The organism is Arthrobacter sp. Soil_N43, from assembly GCF_057655195.1.
This window is the reverse complement of the sequence record NZ_JBDGML010000031.1, coordinates 1-26,201: the sequence shown is the minus strand read 5'-3', so window position 1 is coordinate 26,201 and position 26,201 is coordinate 1. Positions and strand designations below refer to the sequence as shown.

26 protein-coding genes are annotated in these 26,201 nt (G+C 65.9%); 10 read left to right on the top strand and 16 right to left on the bottom strand.

The window, feature by feature from the left end; all coding sequences use genetic code 11:
- Nucleotides 1-249 precede the first annotated feature (249 nt).
- Nucleotides 250-1,440: an acyl-CoA dehydrogenase family protein gene (locus tag AC3A3W_RS01875; RefSeq protein WP_487440198.1), complete on the bottom strand. Its 1,191-nt coding sequence runs from the start codon at nucleotides 1,438-1,440 to the stop codon at nucleotides 250-252.
- A gap of 258 nt (nucleotides 1,441-1,698) precedes the next feature.
- Between AC3A3W_RS01875 and AC3A3W_RS01870 the strand changes: the two genes are divergently transcribed.
- Nucleotides 1,699-3,180, top strand: a complete 1,482-nt coding sequence (locus tag AC3A3W_RS01870) for a purine-cytosine permease family protein (RefSeq protein ID WP_487440197.1) — start codon at nucleotides 1,699-1,701, stop codon at nucleotides 3,178-3,180.
- A gap of 87 nt (nucleotides 3,181-3,267) precedes the next feature.
- On the opposite strand, the gene AC3A3W_RS01865 is transcribed toward AC3A3W_RS01870, so the two are convergent.
- Nucleotides 3,268-4,125 carry an IclR family transcriptional regulator gene (locus AC3A3W_RS01865; RefSeq protein WP_487440196.1) on the bottom strand — a complete coding sequence of 286 codons (858 nt, stop codon included), beginning with the start codon at nucleotides 4,123-4,125 and terminating at the stop codon, nucleotides 3,268-3,270.
- Between the two features lie 147 nt (nucleotides 4,126-4,272).
- On the opposite strand from AC3A3W_RS01865, the gene AC3A3W_RS01860 reads away from it, so the two are divergent.
- The gene (locus AC3A3W_RS01860; protein WP_487440195.1) at nucleotides 4,273-5,505 is read left to right on the top strand and encodes a CaiB/BaiF CoA transferase family protein; all 1,233 of its coding nucleotides are present in this window, start codon (nucleotides 4,273-4,275) and stop codon (nucleotides 5,503-5,505) included.
- A 76-nt stretch (nucleotides 5,506-5,581) separates the two neighbouring features.
- The gene (locus tag AC3A3W_RS01855; protein ID WP_487440194.1) at nucleotides 5,582-6,178 is read left to right on the top strand and encodes an RBBP9/YdeN family alpha/beta hydrolase; all 597 of its coding nucleotides are present in this window, start codon (nucleotides 5,582-5,584) and stop codon (nucleotides 6,176-6,178) included.
- A 36-nt stretch (nucleotides 6,179-6,214) separates the two neighbouring features.
- On the opposite strand, the gene AC3A3W_RS01850 is transcribed toward AC3A3W_RS01855, so the two are convergent.
- The 13 genes from AC3A3W_RS01850 to AC3A3W_RS01790 form a co-directional block, all read right to left on the bottom strand.
- A complete protein-coding gene (locus AC3A3W_RS01850) occupies nucleotides 6,215-6,541 on the bottom strand; it encodes a DUF6457 domain-containing protein (protein ID WP_205651605.1) in 327 nt (108 codons plus the stop codon).
- A gap of 86 nt (nucleotides 6,542-6,627) precedes the next feature.
- The gene (locus tag AC3A3W_RS01845) at nucleotides 6,628-8,226 is read right to left on the bottom strand and encodes a serine hydrolase domain-containing protein (RefSeq protein WP_487440193.1); all 1,599 of its coding nucleotides are present in this window, start codon (nucleotides 8,224-8,226) and stop codon (nucleotides 6,628-6,630) included.
- 145 nt (nucleotides 8,227-8,371) lie between these two features.
- Nucleotides 8,372-9,730, bottom strand: a complete 1,359-nt coding sequence (locus AC3A3W_RS01840) for a glycoside hydrolase family 32 protein (RefSeq protein WP_487440192.1) — start codon at nucleotides 9,728-9,730, stop codon at nucleotides 8,372-8,374.
- 44 nt (nucleotides 9,731-9,774) lie between these two features.
- Nucleotides 9,775-11,139, bottom strand: a complete 1,365-nt coding sequence (locus tag AC3A3W_RS01835; RefSeq protein ID WP_487440191.1) for a glycoside hydrolase family 172 protein — start codon at nucleotides 11,137-11,139, stop codon at nucleotides 9,775-9,777.
- 39 nt (nucleotides 11,140-11,178) lie between these two features.
- Nucleotides 11,179-12,066, bottom strand: coding sequence for a carbohydrate ABC transporter permease (locus AC3A3W_RS01830; RefSeq protein WP_487440190.1), 888 nt, complete (start codon nucleotides 12,064-12,066; stop codon nucleotides 11,179-11,181).
- Nucleotides 12,059-13,015 carry a carbohydrate ABC transporter permease gene (locus tag AC3A3W_RS01825; protein WP_487440189.1) on the bottom strand — a complete coding sequence of 319 codons (957 nt, stop codon included), beginning with the start codon at nucleotides 13,013-13,015 and terminating at the stop codon, nucleotides 12,059-12,061. Before AC3A3W_RS01825 ends, AC3A3W_RS01830 begins: the two co-directional genes overlap by 8 nt.
- Nucleotides 13,012-14,316: an ABC transporter substrate-binding protein gene (locus AC3A3W_RS01820; protein ID WP_487440188.1), complete on the bottom strand. Its 1,305-nt coding sequence runs from the start codon at nucleotides 14,314-14,316 to the stop codon at nucleotides 13,012-13,014. The genes AC3A3W_RS01825 and AC3A3W_RS01820 overlap by 4 nt, the downstream gene beginning before the upstream one ends.
- A 154-nt stretch (nucleotides 14,317-14,470) precedes the next feature.
- Entirely contained in the window at nucleotides 14,471-15,466 is a 996-nt protein-coding gene (locus AC3A3W_RS01815) for a LacI family DNA-binding transcriptional regulator (protein ID WP_487440187.1), read from the bottom strand.
- Nucleotides 15,467-15,689: 223 nt separating this feature from the next.
- On the bottom strand, nucleotides 15,690-16,694 hold the full coding sequence (locus AC3A3W_RS01810; RefSeq protein ID WP_487440186.1) for a LacI family DNA-binding transcriptional regulator: 1,005 nt from the start codon (nucleotides 16,692-16,694) through the stop codon (nucleotides 15,690-15,692).
- 90 nt (nucleotides 16,695-16,784) lie between these two features.
- The gene (locus AC3A3W_RS01805) at nucleotides 16,785-17,822 is read right to left on the bottom strand and encodes a hypothetical protein (protein WP_487440185.1); all 1,038 of its coding nucleotides are present in this window, start codon (nucleotides 17,820-17,822) and stop codon (nucleotides 16,785-16,787) included.
- 83 nt (nucleotides 17,823-17,905) lie between these two features.
- A complete protein-coding gene (locus AC3A3W_RS01800) occupies nucleotides 17,906-18,430 on the bottom strand; it encodes a DinB family protein (protein ID WP_487440184.1) in 525 nt (174 codons plus the stop codon).
- Nucleotides 18,431-18,567: 137 nt separating this feature from the next.
- Nucleotides 18,568-18,918, bottom strand: coding sequence for an ArsR/SmtB family transcription factor (locus AC3A3W_RS01795; RefSeq protein ID WP_487440183.1), 351 nt, complete (start codon nucleotides 18,916-18,918; stop codon nucleotides 18,568-18,570).
- A gap of 74 nt (nucleotides 18,919-18,992) precedes the next feature.
- Entirely contained in the window at nucleotides 18,993-19,733 is a 741-nt protein-coding gene (locus AC3A3W_RS01790; RefSeq protein ID WP_487440182.1) for an aquaporin, read from the bottom strand.
- Nucleotides 19,734-19,779: 46 nt separating this feature from the next.
- On the opposite strand from AC3A3W_RS01790, the gene AC3A3W_RS01785 reads away from it, so the two are divergent.
- The 7 genes from AC3A3W_RS01785 to AC3A3W_RS01755 all read left to right on the top strand — a co-directional run bounded on the left by AC3A3W_RS01785 (nucleotide 19,780) and on the right by AC3A3W_RS01755 (nucleotide 25,892).
- Complete coding sequence (locus AC3A3W_RS01785) at nucleotides 19,780-20,454, top strand: arsenate reductase/protein-tyrosine-phosphatase family protein (RefSeq protein WP_487440181.1); 675 nt, start codon at nucleotides 19,780-19,782, stop codon at nucleotides 20,452-20,454.
- 199 nt (nucleotides 20,455-20,653) lie between these two features.
- Nucleotides 20,654-21,076: an arsenate reductase ArsC gene (locus AC3A3W_RS01780; RefSeq protein WP_487440180.1), complete on the top strand. Its 423-nt coding sequence runs from the start codon at nucleotides 20,654-20,656 to the stop codon at nucleotides 21,074-21,076.
- Nucleotides 21,077-21,166: 90 nt separating this feature from the next.
- Nucleotides 21,167-22,570, top strand: a complete 1,404-nt coding sequence (locus AC3A3W_RS01775; RefSeq protein ID WP_487440179.1) for an FAD-dependent oxidoreductase — start codon at nucleotides 21,167-21,169, stop codon at nucleotides 22,568-22,570.
- Nucleotides 22,571-22,609: 39 nt separating this feature from the next.
- Nucleotides 22,610-23,269: an arsenate reductase ArsC gene (locus AC3A3W_RS01770; RefSeq protein ID WP_487440178.1), complete on the top strand. Its 660-nt coding sequence runs from the start codon at nucleotides 22,610-22,612 to the stop codon at nucleotides 23,267-23,269.
- Nucleotides 23,266-23,682: an arsenate-mycothiol transferase ArsC gene (locus AC3A3W_RS01765; protein ID WP_487440177.1), complete on the top strand. Its 417-nt coding sequence runs from the start codon at nucleotides 23,266-23,268 to the stop codon at nucleotides 23,680-23,682. Before AC3A3W_RS01770 ends, AC3A3W_RS01765 begins: the two co-directional genes overlap by 4 nt.
- Nucleotides 23,683-23,830: 148 nt before the next feature.
- Complete coding sequence (locus AC3A3W_RS01760) at nucleotides 23,831-24,358, top strand: hypothetical protein (RefSeq protein ID WP_487440176.1); 528 nt, start codon at nucleotides 23,831-23,833, stop codon at nucleotides 24,356-24,358.
- Nucleotides 24,359-24,527: 169 nt separating this feature from the next.
- On the top strand, nucleotides 24,528-25,892 hold the full coding sequence (locus tag AC3A3W_RS01755; RefSeq protein ID WP_487440175.1) for an MFS transporter: 1,365 nt from the start codon (nucleotides 24,528-24,530) through the stop codon (nucleotides 25,890-25,892).
- Nucleotides 25,893-25,910: 18 nt separating this feature from the next.
- Here the strand turns inward: AC3A3W_RS01755 and AC3A3W_RS01750 are convergent.
- The coding region (locus tag AC3A3W_RS01750) for a hypothetical protein (protein ID WP_487440174.1) at nucleotides 25,911-26,201 on the bottom strand (291 nt) is incomplete at its 5' end.

Sequence of the window (26,201 nt, the reverse complement as noted above, 5' to 3'; positions counted from 1 at the left end):
GTGAGCTCGGTGCCGCGGGCAGCTTTGACCGGGCGGGCACCGGTAGTGAAATCGGCGGGTGCCATAAGGGGCTCCTTCGTTGGTATTGCAGACCCGTTCGGTCCGCGTTGGTGTAGGGGGCGGGATACTGGGACTCAACGGCCCATCCCGTCCGTTTGAAGTGCTGATATAAGTAGGCGGGATTTTCTCGCCCCGGGGTAGGGGAGAGCGCGGGTTCTTGTCCGGTATCGCGGACAGGGGAGGGCGGGCCTAAACGAACGCGGCGACGCCCATGATGGCTCGCCCGGCCACCAAGGTGTTGATTTCGTAGGTGCCCTCGTAGGTGTAGATTGCTTCGGCGTCGCAGAAGATTTTCGCCATCTCGTAGTCAGTGACAATGCCGTTGCCGCCAAGGATGCTGCGGCCGAGCGCGACCGTTTCGCGCATGCGCTTGGTGGCGAAAGCCTTCGCCATGGCGGAATGTTCGTTCTTAGACTCGCCGGCGTCTTCGAGCTGCGCGAGCCGGACCATCATCCCCATGGAGCTCATCGAATTGCTGAGCATGGTGACGAGCTGTTCCTGGATCAACTGGAACGCTGCCAGGGGTTTGCCGAACTGGTGGCGCCCTACGGCATATTTGCGTGCAACGTCGAAGGCGGCCATTTGGAGGCCGACAGCCTGCCACCCGACGGTTGCCCGTGTGGACTTGAGGACTTTGTTGGTATCCCGGAAGCTGTTGGCGCCGGCGAGGCGGAACTCATCGGAAATGCGCACATCTGTGAGCTTGATGTCGGCGTTCTGAACACTGCGCAGGGAAATCCTGTTTTGGATGAGCGTTGCGGAGAATCCCGGTGTCTTCGTGTCCACCAGGAAGCCCTTGACCTGCTCGTCCTCGACGTCCTTGGCCCAGATGATCACGTAGTCAGAGAACGTGGAGTTGCCGATCCACCGCTTTTCTCCGTTGAGCACCCATTTATCACCCTCCCTGACCGCGGTGGTGCGGGTTCCGCCGGCAACGTCTGAACCGGCCAGCGGTTCGGTGATGGCGAACACGCCTGTCTTCTTGAGAGCGTAGATGTCCGGCAACCATGCCGCTTTCTGCTCATCCGAGGCCAACAGTTCGATCGAACCGGTGAACAAGCCATCCTGTCCGCTCATGAAGGTTCCCACTGACGCGTCGGCGCGGTGGATTTCTGCGGTGAGAAGGCCGGCAAAGAGGTGCGAGTGGCCCTGTCTGCGGACAGGGCTGATGATGTCCAGTTCGGCGATCTTCGGGATTAGCTCCATCGGAAATTCGCTGCGGTTCCAGTAGTCGGTGGCGATGGGACGCACCTCGGCGTCAAGCCACGTCCGGACTTCGTGCAGCCGTTCGCGTTCGTGAGACGGAAGGAGGCCCTCGAAGTCGAAGAAGTCCCCCGTCGGGTATGGCAGGTCAGTTGTCTGGGTATTGGGCTGGCTCAAGGTGGCCTCCGGATATGTAAGGGAATGGAAGTTGTTGCCAGGCCTCCCGGCTCCGGACTCTTCCGTCGGCGGTGCGGGGGCATGGGTCGAAGGTATCCGAAGCTCCGCATCGGAAATGAGCTGAATCACAGTTTTGCCCTCATTGTCCGAAACCCCGGACGAAACGTCGCGGCTTTCGGGTGATGCCGCTCACAGCCCGTGCTCAGATTGAATCAAAGGTTGGGGGACCTCAATCCGGTCGTCAAAGTGAGGAATAGCATGCAGGCCACAACAAAAACGGGATCAGTAGGGCCGCGCGTTGAGCGCCGCTCCATCGACTTCGTCCCGGAAAACGAGCGTCATGGTTCCCCGGCACAGCAGTTCACGCTGTGGTTCGGAGCGAACATGCAGATCACCGCCATCGTCGACGGCGCCCTCGCGGTGCTGTTCGGCGCGGACGCCCTGTGGGCGATCATCGGACTGCTGATCGGCAATCTTCTTGGCGGGGCCGTCATGGCCCTGCACGCTGCCCAAGGCCCCAAGCTCGGGCTTCCGCAAATGATTTCCAGCCGCGCACAGTTCGGAATTCTGGGTGCGGTCATCCCGCTGGTGCTGGTCATCATCATGTACCTCGGGTTCGCCGCCACAGGCACCGTACTGGCCGGCCAGGCAGTGGACGAGATCCTGCACACCGGCACGCCGGCCGTCGGCATGGTGATATTCGGCGCGCTGACCATCCTCGTCGCAACGCTGGGCTACAAATACATTCACATGATGGGGCGCATCGCCACGATCGTTGGCGTGCTTGGCTTCACCTACCTCGGTATCCGGCTGTTCACCAGTCAGGATGTGGGAGCGCTCCTGGGCTCCGGAAACTTCGAATTTCCCACTTTCTTGCTTGCCATCTCCCTCAGCGCCGGCTGGCAGCTGACCTACGGGCCGTACGTGGCCGACTACTCCCGCTACCTTCCGTCCAACACCCCGGCCCGCAAGACGTTCCAAGCGTCCTACTTCGGCACGGTGCTCGGTTCCCAGTGGTCCATGACCCTCGGTGCTCTGTTCGCCGCCCTCGCCCTGCCCAAGGGTGAGAGATTCCTGGACGGTCAGGTCGCTTTCCTCGGGGAAATGAGCGGCGGCGGGTTGATCGCCGTGGTCATCTACCTGGTCATCGTGATCGGAAAGCTTACGGTCAACACGCTGAACGCCTACGGCGGGTACATGACGATGCTGACGTCGGTCACGGCGTTCACGCGCAAAACGGGAGTAGCCACCTGGACGCGGTTCGCGTACGTCGTCGGCTTCATCGGGCTGTCCGTCCTTATCGCCGTCCTCGCATCGCCGGACTTCATCGCCAACTTCAAGAACTTCGTGCTGCTGCTGCTCATGGTTTTCATCCCCTGGAGCTCCATCAACCTGGTCGACTACTACCTGATCTCCAAGGAAAAGGTAGACATCCCTGCCCTGTACGACCTAAACGGACGGTACGGACGTTGGAACAAGACCGCCCTGATCACCTACGCGGTGGGCATCGTCGTGCAGATTCCGTTCCTGGCCCAGGCACTGTACACCGGGCCCATGACGAAGCTCCTGGGCGGCGCTGACATCTCATGGCTCGTGGGGCTGGTGGTCACAGCCCTGGTGTTCTACCCGCTGGCCAAGAGGAATTCCAACGCACCATCCCACATGATTTACCCGGCCGAAACCGGGCCTGAAGCACTGCAACCAGTGGCGAACCCCGCGCCCAGCGGCCCGGCCGTCTAGCCTGCCCGAGCGGCACCTGAGACGCCTGAGCCCAAAAACAGCACTGATACCGGATGAGTGTCCCGGCCACGTACGTGGCCGGGACACTCATCCATTAACCGGCGGTCCCCCCCGAATACCCAGCCTGCGCGATATCTCGCGGGCACAACGGCTCACCTCGGGAATCCACTCGCGGGCCACGTCTTCAATCCGCATTGCCCTTTCCTCCGCCGTCTCGGCCTCCTTGGCGCGGCGTGCACCACCAGAAGGGAACGCCCGGTTGGAAACCGTCAACGTCACGCTTGCCACGGGATAACGCTCCCGATCCAGGACAGCAACGGCAACGGAAGAGAAACCGACAGTGATCTCATCCTGTTCCCACGCGTAGCCCAAGGACCGCGCCCGCGACAGCAAGTCCTGCAGGGCCGGCAAGGACTGCGGGCCATTGTCATTGCGAACCGTGAAGGCCTCCGGACCCGGGAACAATGCAGCGACCTGGGCGGGATCCATCTGCGCCATCATCGCCCTGCCGCTGGCCGTCAAATGGGCCGGAAGCCGTACGCCGGTGTCGGTCACCAGAGGGCGCTGGCGGGGAGCGCGTTCTTCAATGACGTAAACGACGTCCCGGCCATGCATCACCGCAAGGTGGGCAGTACGACGGGTCCGCCCCACCAGACGCGCCAGCGGGTGACGGGCGATGCGCTGAAGAGGGGCCTGCCGTGAATAGCCGGTCCCGAGTTCATGCGCCGTGACGCCCAGCGCGTACTTTTGTTCCTCCGGAAGATGAACCAGAAACCCGTCATCGACCAGGGCCGCGATCAACTGATACGTAGTTGACCGAGGCAATCCCACGTCACGGGCGATGATCGAGGCGGCCACCGGTCCGGCCTGCTCGGCGACGTACCTGAGAACGGCGAGGACCTGGACGGCGGCGGGGGCTTTGGGGCGCAGCGAAGAGCTACTCATGCTCCAAGAATACGCCCCCTGTTGTCCGGCATATCGGACAGCATGCAGGTGCTGCCCATGGCTCCCTGGGCACCCCGGTGGTGGGATGGAAACAAGAAAAAGGCCGCCGAACACACCTACTGCAGCTGCTGACGAATAGGACCTCCAATGACCAACTTTCCCACCCCCTCCGCAGCCGACCGGACCGCCGGCCAAGAGGAGAACCGGACACCTGCGGGCGCCCTCCAAGGAATCCGGGTCCTCGACCTGTCCAGGGTGCTGGCCGGGCCCTTCTGCGCCATGATCTTGGCTGACCTGGGAGCCGAGGTGATCAAAGTCGAAAGCCCCGACGGAGACGACTCACGTCACTTCGGACCCACAGTGAACGGCGAATCCGGCTACTACCGCCTCTTCAACCGCAACAAGTACGGCATCACACTCAACTTGAAGGACCACAAGGACCGGGCCAGGCTCCTGGACCTCGTCAAGAACTCCGACGTCGTCATCGAAAATTTCCGACCCGGAGTGATGGACCGGCTCGGCATCGCTGCCAGCACCCTTCTTGAGGTCAACCCCCGCCTCGTCGTGGTCAGCATCAGCGGCTTTGGACAGGACAGCGCCCTCCGCAACGCCCCTGCCTACGACCTGATCGCGCAGGCAATGAGCGGCCTGATGTCCGTGACAGGATGGCCGGGAGGCCAGCCGACACGGGCGGGAGTCAGCCTTGGCGACCTCATCCCCGGGCTCTATGGCGCAACCGCCGCCCTGGCCGCACTCCAGGAGCGCCATCTGACCGGAAAAGGCCAGCACATCGACATTGCCATGCTCGACAGTCTCGTATCGATCCTGGAATCGGTCGGAATGCGTGCCCTGCACGGGGAAGAACCCACTGCCTGCGGCAATGACCACGCCATGTCCACACCCTTCAGCACCTACCGGACAAAGGATGGAACCGTGGCCATCGCCATAGCCGGTGACCGGCTCTTCCCTCGCCTTACCCAAGCCCTTGGACGGGAAGAATGGCTGATGGACGAAAGGTTCAGTGAACAGACGCGTCGGAACGCGCACCCCGTCGAATTCCGGGCGGCCCTGGAAGGTGCCCTCAGCACGCGAACCACCGAAGAGACTGTGTCGCTGCTTCAGGAGCACGAGGTACCCGTGTCCGAGGTCTACTCCGTTACAGACGCCCTCACCAATGACTACGCCCGCGCACGGGGACTCGTCGCAATCGAACCCGACGGGTTCGCCACTCTCGCCTCACCGATCCGGCTGACCGGTTCCGTGCAGCCCCGCCCAGCGCCCAAGCTGGGCGAGCACAACGACCGCATCAATGAGTGGCTCACATCATCATCGGCAACCGCAGACCTGGCCTCGATCTCATCGACGAGACCAGGAGTCTGAAGGTCCGCGTTCCTTGAACGGCAACTTCATTACCTCCCTTGACCTTCATGCTGATGGCACGGTTTACAGTTGCCGAATGACTCCAGAAACAAAAGCCGCCGCGTCATATTCCCGCCCGCCACGCCTGGTCATCGTCCACGGTTATGGGGCCACGACGGAGAACCACTGGTTCCCGTGGCTGGAGCAGCGGATGGCATCGAAGGGCTGGGACGTCACCTTGGTGGATTTGCCGGACAGCGATGCACCGGCTGTGGGACCTTGGGCCGAGGCCGTGGAAGATGCCGTCGGCCAGCTTGACGGCCGCACCTACCTCGTCGGCCACAGCCTGGGCTGCATCACTCTCCTGCGGCACTTGGCCGGGCGTACAGGTCCGTGGACCCTGGGCGGGATCATCCTCGTAGCCGGATTCACCGGGAAACTCGAGTTACTGCCGGAACTCGACCCATACCTCGAGGAGGACGTGGAACTGCAGGATCTGCCGGGCAGCATCCGGAAGAGCCTGGTGATCCACTCCGACGATGACCCGCTGGTGCCGCCGTCCGCTTCGGCGTCCTTGGCCGACAGGCTCAAAGCGCCTGCTCTGGTGATTCCCGGGGCCAAGCACTTCCTGGACGTCGACGGCGTGACGGAGCTGCCGGAAGCGGCAGCGGCACTGGCCGGCTGGGCTTCCTAGCAGCCGGTGCAGCGGAAAGGCAAGTTGACGCCGCTTCTACTGCGCGGTGTCCGCCCAGCCTTTGCTGGCCGGACCGCCGTCGGGCCCGTCCTCACAGAGCTGCGCCGCGGTGCCGGCGGCCTGCGCGATCGCCGCGGCTGACTCCTTGGAGTCAGCCCCGCCGCTGCCGACGGCGAGTCCCGCCGCGTAGCCCACCATGAGGGTGGTGATCGGTGCGGCGGCGTGGGTCACCGACCGCGCCGACGTCCTGGCGAGATCCAGCACCTGTTCCTGGTCGAATTCAAGGTCCAGGAGCTGCAGGGCCTGCGCCAGCCGGTGGCTCCACTGGGCCAGGATCTGTGCCTCGTCGTCGTCGACAGCCATGTTCACTCCTCGGTAGTGGCTACGGTCGCGGGGTGTGCCAGCCATCCCGCCGGTGGCCACGACACTACAAGGCTTTCCGGCGTAAGTCACCGGTGGGTGTGCGGGCGTGCCCGCATCCTGAGGAACAGCCAGACGGTCCGGGGGAGCGGCCAGATGACGGCCAGCGCCAGCACGGGCACGAGCATGACGCCGACGTCGGGAAACTGGCGGACGATGACGGCCAGGTGGGTGTCGAACTTGGCCGGTGCGTAGATGAAGCACAGCCACTGCGCGAACCCGTCGAGGGCGAGCGCGCCAAGGCCCACAGCCCACGGCGTCCACCGCTTGCCGGCCGCCGGGGGACTCCTGTGCAGGACGGCGAGCGCCAGCCACAGGCTCAGCAGTTCCGCCAGCAGCAGTCCCAGCGAGACGGCCCAGCTGTAGCGCTGGAGCCAGTCCTCCTGCACCACCGTCGGCGCCGGCGGCTGCCCGTGGAGGATCCGCAGGACGTTGGTGTCGATGGCCTTCAGCCGTGACGGGGCCGAAGTGTCGTTCGCGTTGATGACCATGGCGACGCCGAGCCCGGAGGCGGGAACCACGGCCTGGTAGGTGTGCGAATTGCCCCATTCCCCTTGATGTTCCGCGAGCAGCGGCAGGGTGTCCGCGTCGGGCTGCTCTCCAGGGGCGGCGGACTCCACGAGCGGCCGGGTGAACCATCCCATGGCGTACCCCTTGGACTCGTCCACCCGCACCCGCGGCAAGAGCAGGGCCTCCACGCTTTCGGGCCGGAGGACGCGGCGGTCACGGTACGTGCCCCCGTTGAGCAGGGCGGTCAGCTCGTGGCTCTTGTCCTCGGCCGAGGCGTACATGGTGGTGGACGGCATTCCGGTGCTGGGCGCGGGCACCTCGGTGTGCTGCCAGAACGCGCCGAACCACAGCGAATAGCCGGCAGCCGCATTGTCTGCGCGGGCCGCAGCGCGCGCAGGATGGCTGTGCGTCATTTCCAGGGGCTCGAAGATGTGCTGCTCCACATAGTCCCCGAACGGCTGGCCGGAGACCGTCTGCACCAGCAGGCCCAGGATGTTGAAGTTGGCATTGGCGTAGCCGAATGCTTCGCCCGGGACCCCGGCCAGCCGGGAACCCGACAGGGCGCGCACACCTTCTTCGAGAGCCTCCGGGCCCTGCGCATCTGAGGCTTCGAAGGCCGTGTCCTTGGAGGCCATGCCGCTGGCCTGATGGAGCAGATGGCGCACCGTGATCTCTGCAGCGCGGCTGTCCCGCAACGTAAACCACGGCAGGTAGGTCCGCACCGGCTCGTCCAGCCGCAGCCGGCCGCCCTCGACCTGCTGCATCACGGCGATGGACGTGAGGGACTTTGTGGTGGACGCCAGCAGCACCGGCGTCTGGGGCGTCATCGGCCGCCCCGAGTCGTCGGCGCGGCCGAACGCGGCGGAATGCACCTGGACGCCGTCCTTGACGACGACGATCGCGACGCCCGGAATCCCCATGGCGCCGATCTGCTCCTGCAGGAAGGCGTCCACCGCCTCAAATGCCTGGTCGGTGATGACTGGTCCGGCTGCCGGGCTTGCGACGGCGGCAGGCGCCGTCCGCCCGACGGCGGCTGCCGGCACCGTGAAACCGCAGAGAAAGGCAACCGCCAGGAGGCACGACAGCCTGCAGTGCGATGACCAGGAACTCTTTCGCATGCGCACCTGCTTCGGCCGACCGTTCCTTCACGGTAGGGCCTGCCTGGGGGTGAAGACAATGCCCGCAGGCGGCGCTTGGCCAGTACGGTTCCCCTGCGGCCGCGACCTTCACACAGCAAGATTTACGGCCGCAGGGGCGCCGGTGCTACCCGAGAAGATACGGCAGGGAAGTAGCAGCGAGGTGCAGGTCCTCCGCCCGGGCCGCCAATCTGGTGACCGTGCTGAGCAGGGGTGTGCCGGCGGCGCCGCTCACGGTCAGCGTCACCGGCGAGTCCACGATGGGCAGCGGGACCGCCATGATTCCCTTCCGCCCGGAGAGTTCCAACACGCCGGTGTCGATGAGCACCCGCAGTTCGGACCCCTCATCCACCGGGAGGAACGCATCGGCGAAGTCGGCGTTCCCGGCGGCCGTCACGCGGAGGCCCTCCCCGTCATGCCGGAAAGTGGCCAGGGTCCCGTCCAGGGTGCCCAGTCGGATGGCTGTCCCGGCGGTGACGGTGCACCGCAGGTCCGCGCCGCCGTCGAGCACTGTCTCAAAAACCGAGCCGCCCACCTGCTCCAGGCGGCCCGGCTGGGAGTACGTGGCGAGGTCGGCGTGCGGGGTGGCCACCAGGGTGTCGCCGTCGAGGGTCAGCGTGTGCGGAATGCTGAGCGCACTGGCCCACTGCCCCTCGGGGCTGACCACGCCGCGGACCCAGAAAATCAGCGACGGCGCGCCGTCCTTGTCCCGGAAGAAGGACGGAGCGTAGTAGCTCTTGCCGAAGCTGAGCTGCCCCCAGGACCGGGCGGTGAACTTCCCCTCGAAGTAGCTGCCCACACCGTAGGCCACATAGTGCAGCACGTCGTCCTCCCAGATGGAGGTGACCAGGACGTGGGAGCCGCCAATTTCAAACAGCTGGGGGCATTCCCACATGGTGCCGGTCCAAACACGGTCCGTCTCCGTACCGTTGCGCTGCGCGGCAACGCCGTCCAGCGTCCACCGCGAAAGGTCCGGGGAACTGTAGGAAACTGCGGCCGCGGTTCCGCCCTCCAGACCGGCGCCCACGAACATGCGCCACTGGTCCCCGTCGCGGAAAACGAACGGGTCCCGGTAGGCCACCACGCCAAGATCAGGCGCGGTCATCAGCTTCGCGCCCTTGGTCCACGTGGTCCAGGAGGCGTCGTCCGGGGTCGCCGTGCGGACGGTGCCGACGCCGATGTCCGGCTCGGTGACCGAGGTGTAGAACATCGTGGCGGCACCATCGGTGCCGGTGACGATGGAACCCGACCAGACGCCGTCGTCCCCGTCCCCGGGAGCCACGGCGACACCCTGCTCAGTCCAAGCGATCATGTCCGGGGAGGTGGCGTGGCCCCAGTGGCAGTTGGAGGCCCACGTGGTGCGGCCGGGAACGTACTGGTAGAAGAGGTGGTACTGGCCGTCCTTCCAGGTCACGCCGAGCGGATCGTTGATCCAGCCTTCAGCGGCCGTGAAGTGGAGAGCGGGGCGGGGTTCCTGCGCGTTCATGCTGATCCTTCTGTGCTGGCTGCTGGAAATGGCTGCTTGATCGGTTAGGGGACCGGGACGCTGCTGGCGGCCAGGAACCGCTGCCGGACCTCCCGCGCCTGCTCGGCGTTGGCCCTCTCCCACTCGTCAATTTCTGCCCTGCGTTCGTTCCGGACGGCGTCGCGCGTTTCGGTGAACTGCTTCATCCGCGCGGCCGACGCGTCGCGCGCGGCCTGCTGCTCCGGGGTCAGGTCCGGCAGGGGGCGCTCTTCCACCTGGTCACGCGGCCGCAGCGGCAGGCGCTCCTCCACGGGGTCGATGTCCAGCGCGGGGGAGGGGAGGGTCTGGTACCAGTAGGCGGTGGAGGACCAGTCATCGGAGAGGTGGTTGGCGTGGCCGTGCTCGAACGTGACCTTGATGCGCTTCTGGAACCTGATGGGATCCGTCATGTGGAAGCGGTAGCTGTGGTGGAAGCCCGGCACGTTTTCCTCGTGGACCATGGTGCCGTTCATGAGGAAGGCGTTGTGCTGCATGCCCCAGGCATGGCCGAAGTAGTCTTCCATGCCGGTGCCGTGCAGGCTGGGCGGCCAGGTGTCGTCGTCGATGAAGATCATGTCGTCGCCCTCGCCCCACCAGGAGCCCTGGAAGTGGCGCACCGCCAGGTTGCAGCCCACGTAGTGCCCCTGGCCCTCGGTCTCCAGGACCACGTAGTTGTCCTCGCCGGAGAGGTTGGGGATGGCCACCTCGATGCTGTTGGTCTGCAGGTCCGGGCCCCAGCCGGCGTTGGGCTTCTGCCGGCGCCAGTGGGCGTGGAAGTAGGCGGTGTCCTCCGGCAGGGGCTCGGTGTAGAGCTCGTAGTCGATGTAGAAGTACTGCAGGTAGGGGATGTCGTTCTGGTTTTCGACGGTGATGCGGGCGCGGGAGTTGAACGGCATCTCGAAGTAGCTGTTGAACGCCGCGCTGCCGCCGAACGTGTTCAGTTCCCCTTCTTTCGCAGAGACGGAGAGCGGAAGTGAATCGTAGGAGCCGGACAGCGAGTTAAGGAGGCCGAAGAAGTCACCCAGGGGCGCGATCACGCTCGGGGTTTCCTGGTCATCCCAGTACATTTTGATGACGATCTTGCGGTAGTAGTCCGGGTCCACCACCTCCCAGCTGACGCCGAGGGCGTTGTGGATTTCGAGCATCGGTACGCCCACCAGTTCCGGGGAGATCTGGCCGGGGCCCGGCTGGATCCGGCACGACTGGGTCATCCAGATGTGGGTGATGGCGCCCGGCCCCTCGATGTCCGCCAGGACGCGTTCCTCCCCGGGCATGACGATCCAGTTGTCGCGGTTGCGGCCGGTCTGGTCCCAGCTGGAGGAGCGGGCCGTGCGGGCGGTGGAGAGCCTGGTCAGGCTCGAGAGCAGGCCGGAGCGGGGCGATGAAGCCATGGTGGTGTTGCCCTTCTTTCTGTCAGGAACAGTTGGTGGTTAGCCCTTGACGGCTGATTGGGTGAGGCTGGCGATGATCCACCGCTGGGCCACGAGGAAGACGATGAGGGCCGGTGCGATGGCGATGGTGGTGGCGGCCATGACCTGGGCCACGTTGCCGGCGCCGTAAGGGCCGAGCATCAGGACCAGGCCCAGCGGCAGGGTGGCGGTGTCCGTGCTGTTGAGGAAGATCGACGGCGCGAAGTAGGCGTTCCAGCTGCCCAGGAACGTGATTACACCCAAGGTGCTCACGGCGTTCTTGGCCAGCGGCAGCGCGATCAGCCGGTAGGTCTGCCAGGCGGTGGCGCCGTCCATGCGGGCGGCGTCGATGATTTCCTGCGGCAGCCCCAGGAAGAACTGCCGCAGCAGGAACACGCCCAGCGCTCCGGTGATGCCCGGCAGGATCAGGCTGAGCGGGTTGTCCAGCAGGCCGAACGTCCGCATCAGCAGGAACAGCGGAATGATGGTCACCTGCGCCGGCACCATCAGTGAGGACAGCAGTCCCACGAAGATGGAGTTGCGGCCGGGGAATTCCAGCTTGGCGAAGGCGTAGCCGGCCATTGGCGCCGTGAGGATCATGCCGATGCTGACGGCGATCGCGATGACCGCGCTGTTGAACATGTTTTTCAGGATCGGCACGGGCCCGCTGACAGCGCCCGCGTAGTTGGACCAGTCCCATTCCGTGGGCAGCCACTGGGGCGGCAGGTCGTAGGCGTGGCTGGCGTCCCGGAGCGACGTGGTGAACATCCACAGGAAGGGGGCCACCATGCCCACTGCTCCGATGACCAGCAGCGCCACCGAAACGGACTTGCCGAGGCCGGGCCGCCGTCGTACGGCTTTTCCGTTGCTTTTGCGCGAGGGCAGGACGGAGACGCTGGCGTTACTCATTGTTCACCCATGACTTTCGAAGGCGGAACTGCACCAGCGTCACCAGCATGATGATGACGAACAGCGTGACCGCGATGGCTGAGGCATAGCCCATGTCGAACTTGTTGAAGGCAACTTCCGCGATGTACATCACCACGCTGCGGCTGGCATCGCCTGGGCCGCCCCTGGTGAGCACGATGATCGATTCATAGATCTGGAACGCGCCGATGATGGTGATGGTGATGTTGAAGAACGTTGCCTGGCTGATCATCGGAAGGGTGATCCGGCGGAAGACCTGCCATTCGTTGGCGCCGTCCATGCGGGCGGCCTCCACCATGTCCTTGGGGACTTCCTGCAGGGCTGCCACGAAGATCAGCATGGCGAACCCCACGTTCCGCCAGGTGTCCACGATGATCACGGAGACCTTGGAGAACTCGGAGCTGTTGAGCCAGTCGATCCGTTCGCCGCCCATCGCGGTGATGTAGTAGTTCAGGATGCCGGTGTCCTTCTGGAACAGTGCCTGCCAGATGATGGACACGTACACGAGGGCTACCAGGTAGGGGAAGAAGTACGCCGAGCGGAAGACGTACGTCAGGGCCCGGGGGAGGCGCTGGTTGATCAGGACGGCGAACAGGAGCGCGAAGCCGTTGATGAGGACGACGGCGGCCCCGACGTAGAGGACCGTGTTGCCGTAGGTGGTGGCCAGCCGTTCGTCCCGGAACATGCGGACGTAGTTGTCGAGGCCGACGAACTTGGGTGCCGTGAGGATGTTGTACTTGGTGAGGCTCAGGTAGAGGGCGGCCACCAGTGGACCGAGGACGAAAACCAGGAACCCGATGACGGTGGGTGCCGTGAACATGTACCCGGTCAGGGCTTCCCGACGGCGCGCCGCGCTTCGGTGCCCGGGGCCGCCCCCGCGCCCCGACGGGGGCGCGGGCGGCAGCTGCGTGTGGGGGGCGGTCAGAGTCACTGCTGCAACGCCTCCTCAACATCCTTTTGGGCCTTTTCCAGTGAAGAGCCGATGTCCTGGCCGGACATGATCTCGTCCATCGCCCGCATGAACGCCGGATCGAGCACGTTGTAGGCGCGGGGAGCCGCTACGGGCTTGGCGTAGGAGAGGGAGTTGTAAAACTCCGACGCGTGCTTGGGGGAGGACAGGAACTCCGGCGATGAAGCGGCAGTCCTGGTGGACGGAACGGCGGCGCCGGCGTCGGCCCATTGCTTCTGCGTCTGCTGGTCGGTGAGCATCTTGATGAACTCCCAGGACAGCTCCTGGTTCTTGGACGTCTTGGAGACGGCGAACGCTCCGGCGCCGAAGACCGTGGACTTGGTGGTTCCCTTCGGCCACGGGAGGATGTCGTAGTCGGAGAAGCCCGCCTTTTCGAAGCCGCCGGTGACGAAGTGGCCGGCGCCGGTCATGGCTGCCTTGCCGGCGGGGAACAGCTGGTAGGGGTCCGATCCCTTGGGCTGCGGCGACACTCCGTGTTCGGTGACAAGGTCGCGTACCCAGCCCACGGTTTCCTTGACCTTCTCGTCGGTCAGCTGGGCGGTCTCCAGGTCATCGCTCATCATCGACGTGCCGTTGGAGTACAGCCACGGGGTGATGCCAAAGGAGTAGTACGGCATGGCGAATCCGTAGACCTTGTTCGCCCCCGAGCCCGTGGTCAGCTTCTTGGAGATCGCCAGGAACTCGTCCCAGGTCCAGTCATCGCTGGGCCGTTCGATGCCGGCCGCCTCGAACATCTTGGTGTTGTAGTAGATCACCATGGTGTTGAACGTGTTGGGCATCAGGTAGGTGGAGCCGTCCTTGCTGAACCCCTCGAGCAGCTTCGGGTCGATGTCCTTGCGAAGGGACGCCGCCTCGGGGTCGTTCTTGAGGAAGCCGTCCAGGGGCGTGAACAGCTCGTTGGCCAGGCCCAGCTCCACACCCTCGGTGGCAATGTTGATGACGTCCGGGGCCTGGCCGGCAGCGGCCTGCGTGACGAGCTTGTTGACGTATTCGGTCCACGTGGTGATAGGGGTGAAGTTGTTGTTCACCGTCACGTTCGGGTACTTCTCCTTGAAACGCTCGGCGACGCCGTCGTACACGGCTTTGTCTCCCGGGTCGCCCCAGTTCGAGACGGAGATGGTGGCGGTGATGTCCTTGGCGGGGGCCGCGTAGGGGCCGGCTGTCACCGGGGCTGCGGATTCGGTGGCGCTTCCGCAGGCGGTGAGGGCCAGCAGGGCCACGGCTGCCGCCGTGGCGATGGACGTGCGGACTGTTTTTCTCATGTGATGCTCCTTTGCATGCGGCGCGGGGGACGCGCTGATGGGATGCGTTTGGGGGTTTGTAGAGCAGTTTTGGGGCCTGGCTGGTGATGTGAATCGGTGGAGCTGTCAGTCGGTGGAGCTATTAAGTCGGTGGAGCTATTAATCAGTGGAACTGTCAGTCAGTGGAGCGGCGGAATTCGATCGCTGATTCGAGCCGAAGGATCTTGGTGGGGGCGGAGGGGGTCTCGAGGCGCCGCATGAGTAGACCCACGGCGCTCTCGCCAAGCTGGAACGCCGGCTGGCGTACGGTGGTGATCTGGGGCTGGAACAGGTCCGAGTAGGTAAAGCCGTCAAACGTGGCGAAGGCCATGGTCCCGGGAACCTGCAGCCCTTCGTGCTGGACGGCACGCAGGGCTCCCGCCGCCAGCAGGGTGCTGCAGGCCAAGATTGCCGTCGGACCAGCAGCGGAGTCGCCCAGCAGCGGCCGGACCCGGTCAAACGTCGCCGCCGCCGTGACCGTGCCTTCGCACAGCAGGCTGTCAGGCACCTCCAGGCCCCGCTTCAGCATGGCGGCGCGGAAACCGTCATGGCGCTCGCGGAGCGAGGAGACCCGCAGGTCGCCGGAGACGAGCATGATCCGTTCGTGGCCGCGGTCCGTGAGGTGGTCAACCAGGGCTGCCATGGCGGCCTGGTTGTTCACCCCCACCTGGTCCACGTCCAGGTCCGCGAGCCGGTCCAGCAGGACCAGGGGCTTCTTCTCGTTGCGGATCCGTTCGAGCAGCCCGGCCCTGGACCCGGCTGCCCGCGCGATGATCAGGCCATCGACGCGGCGGTCCAGGAGTGCCTCCACCGCGGCGCGTTCCCTGGCGGGATCTTCCGCCGAGTTGGCCAGCAGCAGGGACAGGCCGTGCTGAGCCGCGGCCTCCTCCACCCCGTGCACCATGTCCGCGAAGGCAGGCTCCCCGGCGTCTGAAACGACCAGGCCGATGGAGTCTGTCCTGGCGCGGCGCATGGAGCGGGCCAGGGCGTCACGCCGGTAGCCGGTGGCCTGCACCGCACTCATGACGCGGGCCTTGGTCTCCGGTTCAACGTGCCGTGTCTCGTTGAGGACGTGCGACACAGTGGACGTCGAGACGCCTGCAAGTGATGCGACATCGACGATGGTTGCCACTGCGATTCCTTCTAGCGAAACGATTGCGCGAACGTTTCGATAGTAGAGACAAACGTTTCGATGTGCAATGGGTCACACGAAGGATTCTGAAAGTGAGTGCGCTGCGGCCGCCGGTAGGTGCGTCGCCGCCGGGTAGTCCGCCGCAGTAGGAGCAGATAGCGCGAACGTACACTTGAGGCCCCAAAAGCGGGGGCCTCAAGTGTACGTTCGCGCTCGGGTTGGTTTAGGGGGCCGGGGCCGGGCCGGTCGAGGCCCGGTATTCGATCGTCGGCGCCAGCCGGACAACGGAGGTCTCGGCGGACTTGTCGGCAATGCGCCGGGTCAGCAGCTCGGCGGCCGTGGCACCGACCTGGAAGGCCGGCTGGCGGACGGTGGTGAGCTGGGGTTCGAACAGATCCGCGTAGGCGAAGCCGTCGAAGACGGCGGCGGCGATGTCGTCGGGCATCCGCAGCCCCCGCTGCTGGATGCGCCGCAGCGCCGCTGCGGCCAAGACGGTGCTGCACGCGATGACCGCGGTGGGCGGGGCGGCTGCTGACAGCGCATCCTCGATCCCGGCGTCGGCCTCTGCGCGGTCGGCGCCAGTGACGGTGAGCTGGTCCGACGGCGGGATGCCGGCCGCCGTCATGGCGTCTTGGAAGGCGCGGTGCCGTTCCTGAAGTGTGGACACCCGGGTGTCCCCGGCCACCAGCAGTATCCGCTGATGGCCCTGCGACGTGAGGTGCTCCACCAGTTCCTTGATGGGTGCGTTGTTTTCAACGCCCACCTGGTCAAAGGGGTCCTCGGACAGTCGGTCCATCAGCACCAGCGGCGTGTCCTGGTTGGCGAACTCCGCCAGGGCCTCCGGGCCGGAGCCTGCGGCGCGGGCCAGGATGAGGCCGTCCACCCTGCGCTCCAGGAGGGTCTGGACGGCGCGGGCCTCGCGCTGGGGGTCTTCGGCTGAATTGGCCAGGAGGAGGGTGATGCCGTGATTGGCGGCCGTTTCCTCCACGCCACGGATCATCTCGGCGAAAGCCGGCTCGCCGCCGTCGGACACAATCAGGCCGATGCTGTCCGTCCGCGAGCGCCGCATGGCGCGGGCCAGGGCGTCCTGGCGGTAGGAGGTTTCCTCGATGGCCTTCAGGACGCGCTGCCGCGTCTCGTCGCCGACGTGCCTGGTGCCGTTCAGGACATGGGAAACAGTGGAGATGGACACCCCGGCAAGCTGGGCCACTTTTACCATCGTCGTCATCGTCGCCGCCCTCGGAGAATCGTTTACGCGAACGTTTCGCGCCTGCCTCCGCCAGTTTACAGACGGGCGCCTAGGAGCGGGCAGAGGGCTTCAGGAGCGCGCCGGGCCCCAAGAACTGAGCGCGGCAAGGCCTGCGGCTGCTGCGGCGCTCAGCACCACAGCCCCCAGCCAGAGTGATGGCGGCCAGCGGATCGCGTCCGTCACAGCGAAGGCGACGAGTTGTCCGGTCCACAGGAGCGCCGCGATGCCTGCCGTGACCGCGGGCGGCCGCCGCCTCAGCCATTCGTCCGGCAGCCGGGCCAGCAGCAGGTCGGCCACGATGGCGGCCACGGTGGCTCCTGCTGCGCCGGCGATGGCGAACGGCCGCAGGCCCACCATCGCGACGGGCAGCCAGGCCGCCGCCACGACCAGCATGGTGACGATCCCGCGGGCGGGGCGCCGGGATGCCGAGAGTGTGAAGAGGAAGGGTGCGATGATCAGTGCCGTTGTCAGCAGGTAGCTCGCCAGGGCGATGACCACCGGCATCTCGGCCTGGATGCGGCCGGGCGTGCCCACCGGCATTGGCACGAAGAGAGCGGTTGGTCCGGGCCGCACGAAGGCGGAGCAGTAGATGAGGAAGAACGCTCCCAGCCCGGTCAAGAGGACGACGGCGAACAGCGCCGCCGGGGTCCACGCAAAGTTCCCGGGGCGGCTGTCCGCGCGGGCGCTGCGGACCGCCGTGCCCAGGATGAGGAAGAGGCTGAAGCCGAGCAGCAGGTGGGTGGGGCTGACCAGCGCATCCAGGGAGATTTCGATGCCCAGCAGTTCGTGCCACAGCAGGTCCAGGCCGCCGGCGGTGGCAAAGAGGATTACCCCTACCGCCGTTCCGCGGTAGCCGCGAGGAACTGCCTGCCACACGGGCTCCCCGGGCGCCCTGTTCCGCCAGATCACGACGGCGGTCCACGCGGCCGTGGCCACCATGCCGGAGTAGAGGGCGGCGTGCCACGGAGTGAAGAACGTCTCCAGGCTGGGGACGTTGAGGTGCGCCCAGCCGTCCAGGAAGACGGCCAGCAGAAGCCACAAGCCGAGGAGCTCTGTCACCAGGTCGCGGAGTCCGCCGGCCCTTGTGTTGCGCGCAGTTTCGAGCATTGGTGCCCACTTCCACGGAGCAATTAGGTGAGGGGATGGTACTGCCGTGGCTGGGCAGTCACAAGGGATAAGCCGGTGTCATGTCAGGGCTGGCTGAGGGACAGTTGCCGGGCGTGGAAGTCGAAGTGGAGGGTGGGGTACGCGTAGACGTCGGTGAGTGTCATTGTCGATGTGAAGAATGGATCCCACCGATCGGGGAATGGCATCGATCTTGCCAAGGACCTGGAAGTCTCGCGTTCGAGTCTGCGGGAAATTGCACTTATGGTTTTGTCGAGTTTCCGGCGCATTCGATGCTTGTTGTAGACGAGGGCAGCACCGCGGGAGCCCCAGTAGTTCACGACATCGAAGGGCCGTGTCCCGGCATTCAGGACGGCGGCAAAGGCTTTGCCGGCTGGTTCGGGGAGCCTGCTGATGACATGGACCAGCGGAAGCAGGGCGCGGACCACCATGTAGCCGAAAACCATGTGGAAGAGCAGTTCCTCGTTGGTCCACCGGGTTCCGTTGCTGCGTCTCCGAAGATCCGCGTCCCCTGCGTTCTTCAGCCAGGCATCGAGGTCGTGGCGGGCACGGCTGTAGCCGGCCAGGATTTCCGCCTTGGTTGGTTCCACGTCGTGCCTTCCGCGCCTTGCGCCTAGATCCTGCTGATCCCCGGGAGCTTTGGAGGGCGGGGGATCGGCGTTCGATCAGGACGGTGTCGCGCCACTGACGCTCAGGGGACCACGGGCGTCCGTCTCGACCGCGGAGGTCAAAGGTTGGTGAGAATGCCGGCGACGTCGTCCAGGGCGCCCGGGGCTATGGAGAAGTAGGCCCAGGTACCGCGCTTTTCGCGGTGCAGCAGCCCGGCTTCAACGAGGACCTTGAGGTGGTGGGACACCGTGGGCTGGCTCAGGTCCAGGGGATCGGTCAGGTCGCACACGCAGGTCGCGCCGGAGGATGCGGCCTTGATGATGGAGAGCAGCCTGAGCCGGTTCGGGTCGGCCAGCGCCTTGAAGACCAGGGCCTGTTGCTTCGCTTCCTCGGCGCCGAGGGTGGGCGCGCCCGCTGGCGCGCAGCAGGCTTCATCCGTGACGGGGTCAAGAACGGGCAGCAACTTCATGTACCCATTATGCGCCAATATTGATATTCATCAATGTAGACTCCTGCGGCTGCCCTAGTCGGCGCAGCTGCAGTCTACGAACCGGGGTTTCCGGCCTTGTGGGGGAGTACGACGTCGTCCGCGGCACGTGCCGCCGAGGGAAACAGGAGGATGAGGAGGCCGAGGCCTGCTGCCGCGCCGATCAGCTGGGCGATGACGAACCAGGGCACGGAGCCCGGCGCGATCCCGGCGAAGGTGTCGCTGAAGATGCGGCCGACTGTCACGGCGGGGTTGGCGAAGGACGTTGAGGACGTGAACCAGTACGCGGCGCCGATGTAGGCGCCCACCGCCGGCGCGGCGAGGACGCCCCGTTTGGTGGCGGCCAGGGCGAAGACCAGCAGGATGAGCCCGGCGGTCGCGACGACCTCACCGAGCAGATGCCCGCCGGTAGCGCGGTCCTTGCCGGAGACGGAGGTCCCCACCTCGAACATGGCGTTGGCCACGACACTGCCGCTGATGGCGCCCACGGTCTGCGCGGCCACATAGGCGCCCAGCTCTGGAAGGGTCAGCCCCGTGCCGCTGCGCCGGCCCAGAACCCAGTCGACCAGGGAGACCGCCGGGTTGAAGTGCGCCCCGCTGACCGGGCCGAAAATGAGGATCAGAACGGTCAGGCCCAGCACGGTGGCGGTGCTGTTCTGCAGCAGCTGCAGGCCGACGTCGTTCGGGGAGAGCTGCTGCGCGGCGATCCCCGAACCCACGACGATCATCACGAGCAGGCTGGTGCCAAGCAGTTCGGCGACGGCGCGGCGCCACAGCGGCGGTTGGTTGGCATTCATGGCACCAAGCTTGACCCAAGAAATTAACTCAGTCAAAATTGAGTCAATGAAAACTGACCCAGTGGACGCTTTTCAGGTGCGGGTTGCCAAGCACGCGGCCCTCGCCGATCCTGCGCGGCTGCGTATCGTCGATCTGCTGACCCTGGGGGACTTCTCCCCGACGGAACTGCAGGGCGTGCTGGGCATGCCCTCCAACCTGCTGTCCCACCATCTGCGCACCTTGGAGGCGGCGGGCCTGACCACCCGCCACCGCTCCGAAGCCGACAGGCGCCGCAGCTACATCCGCCTCGCCGCCGGCGGCCTCGATGGCCTCGTGCCCGGAGTGGAGCACGGTGCCAGTCGTGTCCTGTTTGTGTGCACCCGCAACAGTGCCCGCTCCCAGCTGGCCGCTTCGCTCTGGCAGCGGGCCAGCCGCATCCCCTCAGCCTCCGCGGGAACGCACCCCGCGGACCGCATCGCGGAGGGAGCCGTCGACGTCGCCCGCCGGCATGGACTGCACCTCGCAAACCGCTCGCCTCAAAGGCTGGACGAGGTCGCCGGGGACGGGGACTTCGTCGTGACCGTGTGCGACAACGCCCACGAAGAACTTCCAGGCCTTGCCGGCGCCCACTGGTCCGTGCCGGATCCGCTGCGGATCAACACCGAGGAAGCCTTCGAGCGCGCGTTCATCGACATCTCCCACCGCATCAACGACCTTGCGCCCAGGGTGCATGCCGCCTAACGCCGGGTACGCGCCCGAGGCCCCGTGCGGGCCGACGACAGGCCCGGCCTGACGTAAATATTGACAACCATCAATCTATCGTCCGATACTCCCTATATCGATCAACATCAATATTCAGTGAGCGATGCAGGCGGGCCGGGCGCGACGACCTCACCAAGACCGTTTCACCCACCACCTAACTGATTCCAGGAGAAAACCCGTGAGCACCGAAACCGCCAAGAAACCGTCCGTCCTGTTCGTCTGTGTCCACAACGCCGGCCGCTCCCAGATGGCCGCCGCGTTCCTCACCACCCTCGCGAACGGCCAGATCGAGGTCCGCTCGGCCGGCTCCCAGCCTGCGGACAAGATCAACCCGGCCGCGGTGGAGGCCATGGCCGAACTCGGCATCGACATGTCCGCCGAGATTCCCAAGGTCCTCACCACCGAGGCCGTCAAGGACTCCGATGTGGTGATCACCATGGGCTGCGGCGACGAATGCCCCTACTTCCCCGGCAAGCGCTATGAGGACTGGGTCCTCGAGGACCCGGCTGGCAAGGGCGTGGAGTCCGTCCGTCCGATCCGCGACCAGATCAAGACCCGGATCGAGGGCCTGATCGAGTCCCTCATCCCCGCTGCCAAGTAACGCGGCCCCGGCGGCCGGCCCCTACCAACACGGGGCCGGCTGGTCCCGCCCGAACCTGGATCGCTACACCTACAGATGAAAGAGGACAGCATGGACTCGTCGAAGAACCTTCCCGTCGCCGTCATCGGCGCCGGTCCGATCGGCCTGGCCGCCGCGGCGCACCTGCTCGAACGCGGCCTGGAACCGCTGGTCTTCGAAGCAGGCCCGACGGCGGGTGCCGCCATTGAGCAGTGGCGCCACATCCGGCTGTTCTCACCATGGCGGTACAACCTTGACGCCGCCGCCCTCCGTCTCCTGGAATCCTCGGGTTGGGAATCACCGCGGCTCACGGCACTGCCGTACGGCGGGGAACTCATCGACAACTACCTCGCACCCCTAGCCGCGCTCCCGGCCATCAGGTCGCGGCTGCAGACCGGCGCCCGCGTCACTGCGGTCACGCGGCAGGGGCTAGACAAGACCCACGTCCGCAACCGCGACACCACCGCCTTCGTGGTCCGCGTCGAACACGCGGACGGCGAAACCCGCGACCACACCGTTGCAGCAGTCATCGACGCCTCCGGCACCTGGTCCACCCGCAACCCGTTGGGCACCTCCGGCCTGCCTGCCATCGGCGAGGACACCGCGGCGGGCCGGATCTCGGCACCGCTTCCCGACGTCATCGGCCGGGACCGCGCAGCCTTCGCCGGACGCCGGGTCCTGGTGGTCGGCGCCGGCCACTCCGCGGCCAACACCCTCATCAGCCTCGCCGACCTGGTCAGGGAAGAACCGGACACCACGATCCTCTGGGCCGTCCGGGGCGCCTCCGCGGCGAAGGTCTACGGCGGCGGCGACGCCGACGGGCTCCCCGCCCGGGGCCAGCTCGGGGGCCGGCTCCGGCGCCTCGTGGAAGCCGGCAAGATCGAACTGCACACCGGGTTTGGCATCGCCGCCCTTAAAACCCTCGACTCTGCAGTAACCGTCGAAGCGGCCGATGGCCGCACATTGGAGGCCGACGTGGTGGTGCCCTGCACCGGTTTCCGCCCGGACCTGGACATCCTGCGCGAGCTGCGGCTCAACCTGGACGCCGCCGTCGAGGCGCCGGTGGAACTGGGCCCGCTGATCGACCCCGAATTCCACTCCTGCGGCACCGTCGCGCCGCACGGCGCGAAACTCCTGGCGCACCCGGAGAAGGACTTCTACATCGTCGGTATGAAATCCTACGGCCGGGCCCCCACCTTCCTGCTCGCCACCGGCTACGAACAGGTCCGCTCCGTCGCCGCGGCCCTCGCCGGAGACCGCGAAGCCGCCGACACGGTTCACCTTGAACTGCCCGAAACCGGTGTCTGCTCCACCGACGCCGGCACCAGCTGCGACGTCCCCGTACCTGCCAAACCAGCGACAGCCGGAACAGCGACAGCCGACGCCTCCGCTGACGGCGGCTGCTGCGGTACACCGGAGCCGGTGCTGGTCGGATTCCCCACCGGGCTGACCCACGGCCGCTCCGGCCCCAACTGACCCAGATCTGCCAGTAAACCCAACTATTGGAGTGCTGCCATGAACGAGAACCGTGAAACCAGCCTGGGCCTGCAGGACAACACCGAGGTCCTGCACCGAATCAGCGAACGCCTCGGGGAGAAGTTCGCCGGGATCTTCGCCGCCGAAACGGTCGAACGCTATGTCTTCGAGTCCTACACCGCCCTGGCCCGGACAGCGAAGATCACCACCTACCTGCCGGCCACCACCGAGCACTTTGCCAGCGACCGGCTCAGCGCGCTGGCCAAGTCCAAGGGAGCGGTCGCCTCCGAGGTGCCCGAGGTCCTGTTCGTCTGCGTGCAGAACGCTGGACGGTCACAGATGGCCGCCGCCCTGCTCACCGTCGAAGCCAAGGGCAGGATCCATGTCCGCTCCGCTGGCTCCCTGCCGGCCGCCGAACTCGATCCTGCTGCCGTGGCGGTAATGTCTGAGATGGGCCTGGACCTGTCACAGAATTACCCCAAGCCGCTCACCGATGACGTCGTGCGCGCCTCCGACGTCGTGATCACCATGGGCTGCGGCGACTCCTGCCCCATCTACCCCGGCAAACGCTACGAAGACTGGGACCTGCCGGACCCGGCCGACCAGCCCCTCGACACGGTCCGGAAGATCCGCGACCAGATCCACGACCGGGTCAAAGCCCTGGTCGACTCTCTCACAAAGGAAACAACGCCCTCATGACCCAGAAACACCCCGCTGTCTTGTTCGTCTGCAGCAAGAACGGCGGCAAATCCCAGCTTGCCGCCGGCCTGATGAACCAGCTCGCCGCCGGTGACGTCACCGTCTACTCCGCGGGCACCAAACCCGGAAAATCCCTCAACCCGCAGGCTGTGGAGTCCCTGACCGAACTCGGCATCGACATCACGGGAGAGCACCCCAAACCGGTCACCGACGAGGTCCTGGAAAGTGTCGATGCCGTCGTCGTACTGGGGACCGAAGCGAAGCTCGAACCCCGCGAGGGAGTCCGTTTCGAGGTCTGGGAAACGGAGGAGCCTTCCGAGCGCGGCATCGAAGGCATGGAACGCATGCGCCTGGTCCGGGACGACATCAAGGCCCGGGTCCAGAAGCTGCACGTGGAGCTCACCGGGAACTAGGCATGCCCGCCCCAGCGGAATCCCGGACACTGGTCGCGGAAGGTGCACCACGCGGCGGCCTCGCCGCGCTGTGCATTACTCGAGGGGATCCCTGGCTGGGACATCTTGGCGCTGAGATGAGATTCCGCCAGCAGTCTAGAGTTTTGCCATGAAGACCCTCTTCAATGGTCGATTGTGGGTGCACTACGGCCAGGCCTATGTCGTGTCCGGGCCCGTCTTCGACTCTGACTTGGAGGCATCTTTTCGAGGTCAGTCCAACGGCCTGTGCGGTGCCTCCAGCCCCAACCTCCTATTTCTCATCACGGGTCTGCACACCGGCCACGTGAATTTCAGCGCCGAGTTCTCCGATGCAGAACCGCCACTGGACCGGGCATGGGAGGACGTCGTCGAAGTCTCATCCACAGTGGTCAACCGTCCCTTCCTAGAGGGGTGGGCAGGCCGGGTCTCGTATCCAATAGACCTCGCCCCTGGCACCTACCGCGTCCGGTACGCGGCAAGGGGAATGGACTCTGCCCGCGCAGTCGACACAATCGTTGAAACGGAGGAGCCGATCGACACCTATCAGCTCAGCTTCTGGCCCGCTAAGGGCGATGCTCCCGACCGCGTGGTTCGCCAGGAGAGCCAAACTGCAAGGTACTGGAATGGCTGGGCCAACTCGCTCCATCCCACAAGTTGAAGACAGATGGGTGGGGGTGGTTTGCGATAGCGGTCCGCAAACGAGGCAGTAGGCACACACTAGACCGTCCCGACACCCCCGTGGCTGAATTCCTGTACTAACCGTTACTTACGAGACCTGGGGCAGACTGTTTTCGTGGCCCCGGGCAACCATGCGCGAGACTTAGGACGTGAGCAACTCTTCCCGCACCGGCCTCGCCGTGGCCGGCCTCAGCCTGGGCACGTCGCTGAACCCCCTGAACTCATCGATGATCGCCGTCGCCCTGGTGGTGCTGCGCGAGGACTTCAGGCTCGACGTCGCCACCGTCACCTGGGTCATCACCGCCTTCTACATCACCTCGGCTGCCGGCCAGCCGCTGATGGGGCGGCTCGCGGACAGGTTCGGGCCGCGGCGGCTCTTCATGCTCGGCATGGCGCTGGTGGCAGTTTCCTGCGCGCTGGCGCCCTTTTCGCCCAACTTCGTGTTCGTCTGCGTCGCCCGGGCGCTCATGGCGCTGGGGACCGCGACGGCGTACCCGAGCGCCGTCGTCATGGTCGGTGCGCTCGCCAGGCAGGCAAACACCACCTCCACCCGGCCGCTCGGCCGGATCCAGATGGCCAACACGTCCGGTGCGGCGGTGGGCCCAGTGGTGGGCGGGCTGCTCGTGAGCCTGGTGGGGTGGGAGGCGCTGTTCCTGATCAACGTGCCGCTCGCGTTCGCCGCTTTGCTCATCGTGCGAAGGTTCGCGCCGGCGGACCAGTCGCGGGAGCAGGGAAGCGTGGCCGTCCTGCTGCGCGACTCGGACATCCCCGGAATTCTCGCGTTCACGGGCGGCATGGTGCTGCTGCTGATGGGCCTGCTTAATGCGCTGCCCGGCTTCCGCTGGTGGCTGCTGGGCGGGGCCATGGTACTCGCCGTACTGTTCGCCTGGCGGGAGCTGAGCTTCAAACGCCCGTTCCTGGACCTGCGGCTCCTCGGCAGGAACCGGCCGCTGATGCTGGTGTACATGGGTTTCACGGTGTTCAGCGGCGTCTACTACTTCGCCTTCTTCGGGCTGCCGCAGCTGCTGCAGGAGGCGGGAGGCTATGACCCCGGCCTGGTGGGCTTGCTGATGCTGCCGCTGGCGGCCATGTCCGTCGTCATCACACCCCTCGCCGTCCGCGCGATCGACCGGTTCGGCGTGCGGCGGGTGCTGATCGCCGGCGTCGTACTCCTGACCATGTCGGCAGCGGCACTGTGGCTGCTGACGGCGTCCTTCGCCGTGCTGCTGGTGCTGGCCCTGACCGCCCTGATGGGCGTGCCGTACGGCTCGGTCAGCATCGCCTCCAACCAGGGCCTGTACCTGTCCGCCGCGCCGGAGGACAGGGGAGTGGCCGCCGGGATCTTCCAGACCTGCCGGTACGTCGGCGCCATCGGGGCAACCGTGATGATCGGCATTTTCTACGGCAGCGGCGTGAACCAGGAGAACTGGGGCCGCATGGTGCTGGTGATGCTCGCGCTCAGCGCGGTGACGTTCGTGGTGTCGCTGCTGTGGCGGGAGCGGACGGCGGCGTAGGAGTCCCTGCTCGCGCCGCTACTGGGCCAGGCGCCGGTTGCGGGCTTGGCGCGCCAGCCGGCTGAAGGCAAAGACGAAGACGGCCTCGATCAGCACCATCAGCCCGAGCAGCAGCCACTGCCCCTGGGCGGTGAACACCACTGCGCCGGCGAGGACCAGTACGGTTCCGAGGACCAGGGCGTACACGGCGAACCCGAAGGCCACCTTTGCACTTCGCACGCCGGTGCGGAAGCCAAAGCCCAGCGGCTGGCCCCCGGGTATTCCCTCGACGTGGTCGGGGCCTGCGGGTTGGAGTGAGTCGAACTCTTC

Excerpts from the sequence above, each read along its gene's own strand:
- AC3A3W_RS01805 (WP_487440185.1), bottom strand. The coding sequence starts at position 17,822 with ATGCTCGAAACTGCGCGCAACACAAGGGCCGGCGGACTCCGCGACCTG.
- AC3A3W_RS01775 (WP_487440179.1), top strand. The coding sequence starts at position 21,167 with ATGGACTCGTCGAAGAACCTTCCCGTCGCCGTCATCGGCGCCGGTCCG.
- AC3A3W_RS01860 (WP_487440195.1), top strand. The coding sequence starts at position 4,273 with ATGACCAACTTTCCCACCCCCTCCGCAGCCGACCGGACCGCCGGCCAA.
- AC3A3W_RS01765 (WP_487440177.1), top strand. The coding sequence starts at position 23,266 with ATGACCCAGAAACACCCCGCTGTCTTGTTCGTCTGCAGCAAGAACGGC.
- AC3A3W_RS01770 (WP_487440178.1), top strand. The coding sequence starts at position 22,610 with ATGAACGAGAACCGTGAAACCAGCCTGGGCCTGCAGGACAACACCGAG.
- AC3A3W_RS01870 (WP_487440197.1), top strand. The coding sequence starts at position 1,699 with ATGCAGGCCACAACAAAAACGGGATCAGTAGGGCCGCGCGTTGAGCGC.
- AC3A3W_RS01845 (WP_487440193.1), bottom strand. The coding sequence starts at position 8,226 with ATGCGAAAGAGTTCCTGGTCATCGCACTGCAGGCTGTCGTGCCTCCTG.
- AC3A3W_RS01830 (WP_487440190.1), bottom strand. The coding sequence starts at position 12,066 with ATGAGTAACGCCAGCGTCTCCGTCCTGCCCTCGCGCAAAAGCAACGGA.
- AC3A3W_RS01855 (WP_487440194.1), top strand. The coding sequence starts at position 5,582 with ATGACTCCAGAAACAAAAGCCGCCGCGTCATATTCCCGCCCGCCACGC.
- AC3A3W_RS01790 (WP_487440182.1), bottom strand. The coding sequence starts at position 19,733 with ATGAATGCCAACCAACCGCCGCTGTGGCGCCGCGCCGTCGCCGAACTG.
- AC3A3W_RS01795 (WP_487440183.1), bottom strand. The coding sequence starts at position 18,918 with ATGAAGTTGCTGCCCGTTCTTGACCCCGTCACGGATGAAGCCTGCTGC.
- AC3A3W_RS01820 (WP_487440188.1), bottom strand. The coding sequence starts at position 14,316 with ATGAGAAAAACAGTCCGCACGTCCATCGCCACGGCGGCAGCCGTGGCC.
- AC3A3W_RS01760 (WP_487440176.1), top strand. The coding sequence starts at position 23,831 with ATGAAGACCCTCTTCAATGGTCGATTGTGGGTGCACTACGGCCAGGCC.
- AC3A3W_RS01865 (WP_487440196.1), bottom strand. The coding sequence starts at position 4,125 with ATGAGTAGCTCTTCGCTGCGCCCCAAAGCCCCCGCCGCCGTCCAGGTC.
- AC3A3W_RS01835 (WP_487440191.1), bottom strand. The coding sequence starts at position 11,139 with ATGGCTTCATCGCCCCGCTCCGGCCTGCTCTCGAGCCTGACCAGGCTC.
- AC3A3W_RS01810 (WP_487440186.1), bottom strand. The coding sequence starts at position 16,694 with ATGACGACGATGGTAAAAGTGGCCCAGCTTGCCGGGGTGTCCATCTCC.
- AC3A3W_RS01850 (WP_205651605.1), bottom strand. The coding sequence starts at position 6,541 with ATGGCTGTCGACGACGACGAGGCACAGATCCTGGCCCAGTGGAGCCAC.
- AC3A3W_RS01840 (WP_487440192.1), bottom strand. The coding sequence starts at position 9,730 with ATGAACGCGCAGGAACCCCGCCCCGCTCTCCACTTCACGGCCGCTGAA.
- AC3A3W_RS01785 (WP_487440181.1), top strand. The coding sequence starts at position 19,780 with ATGAAAACTGACCCAGTGGACGCTTTTCAGGTGCGGGTTGCCAAGCAC.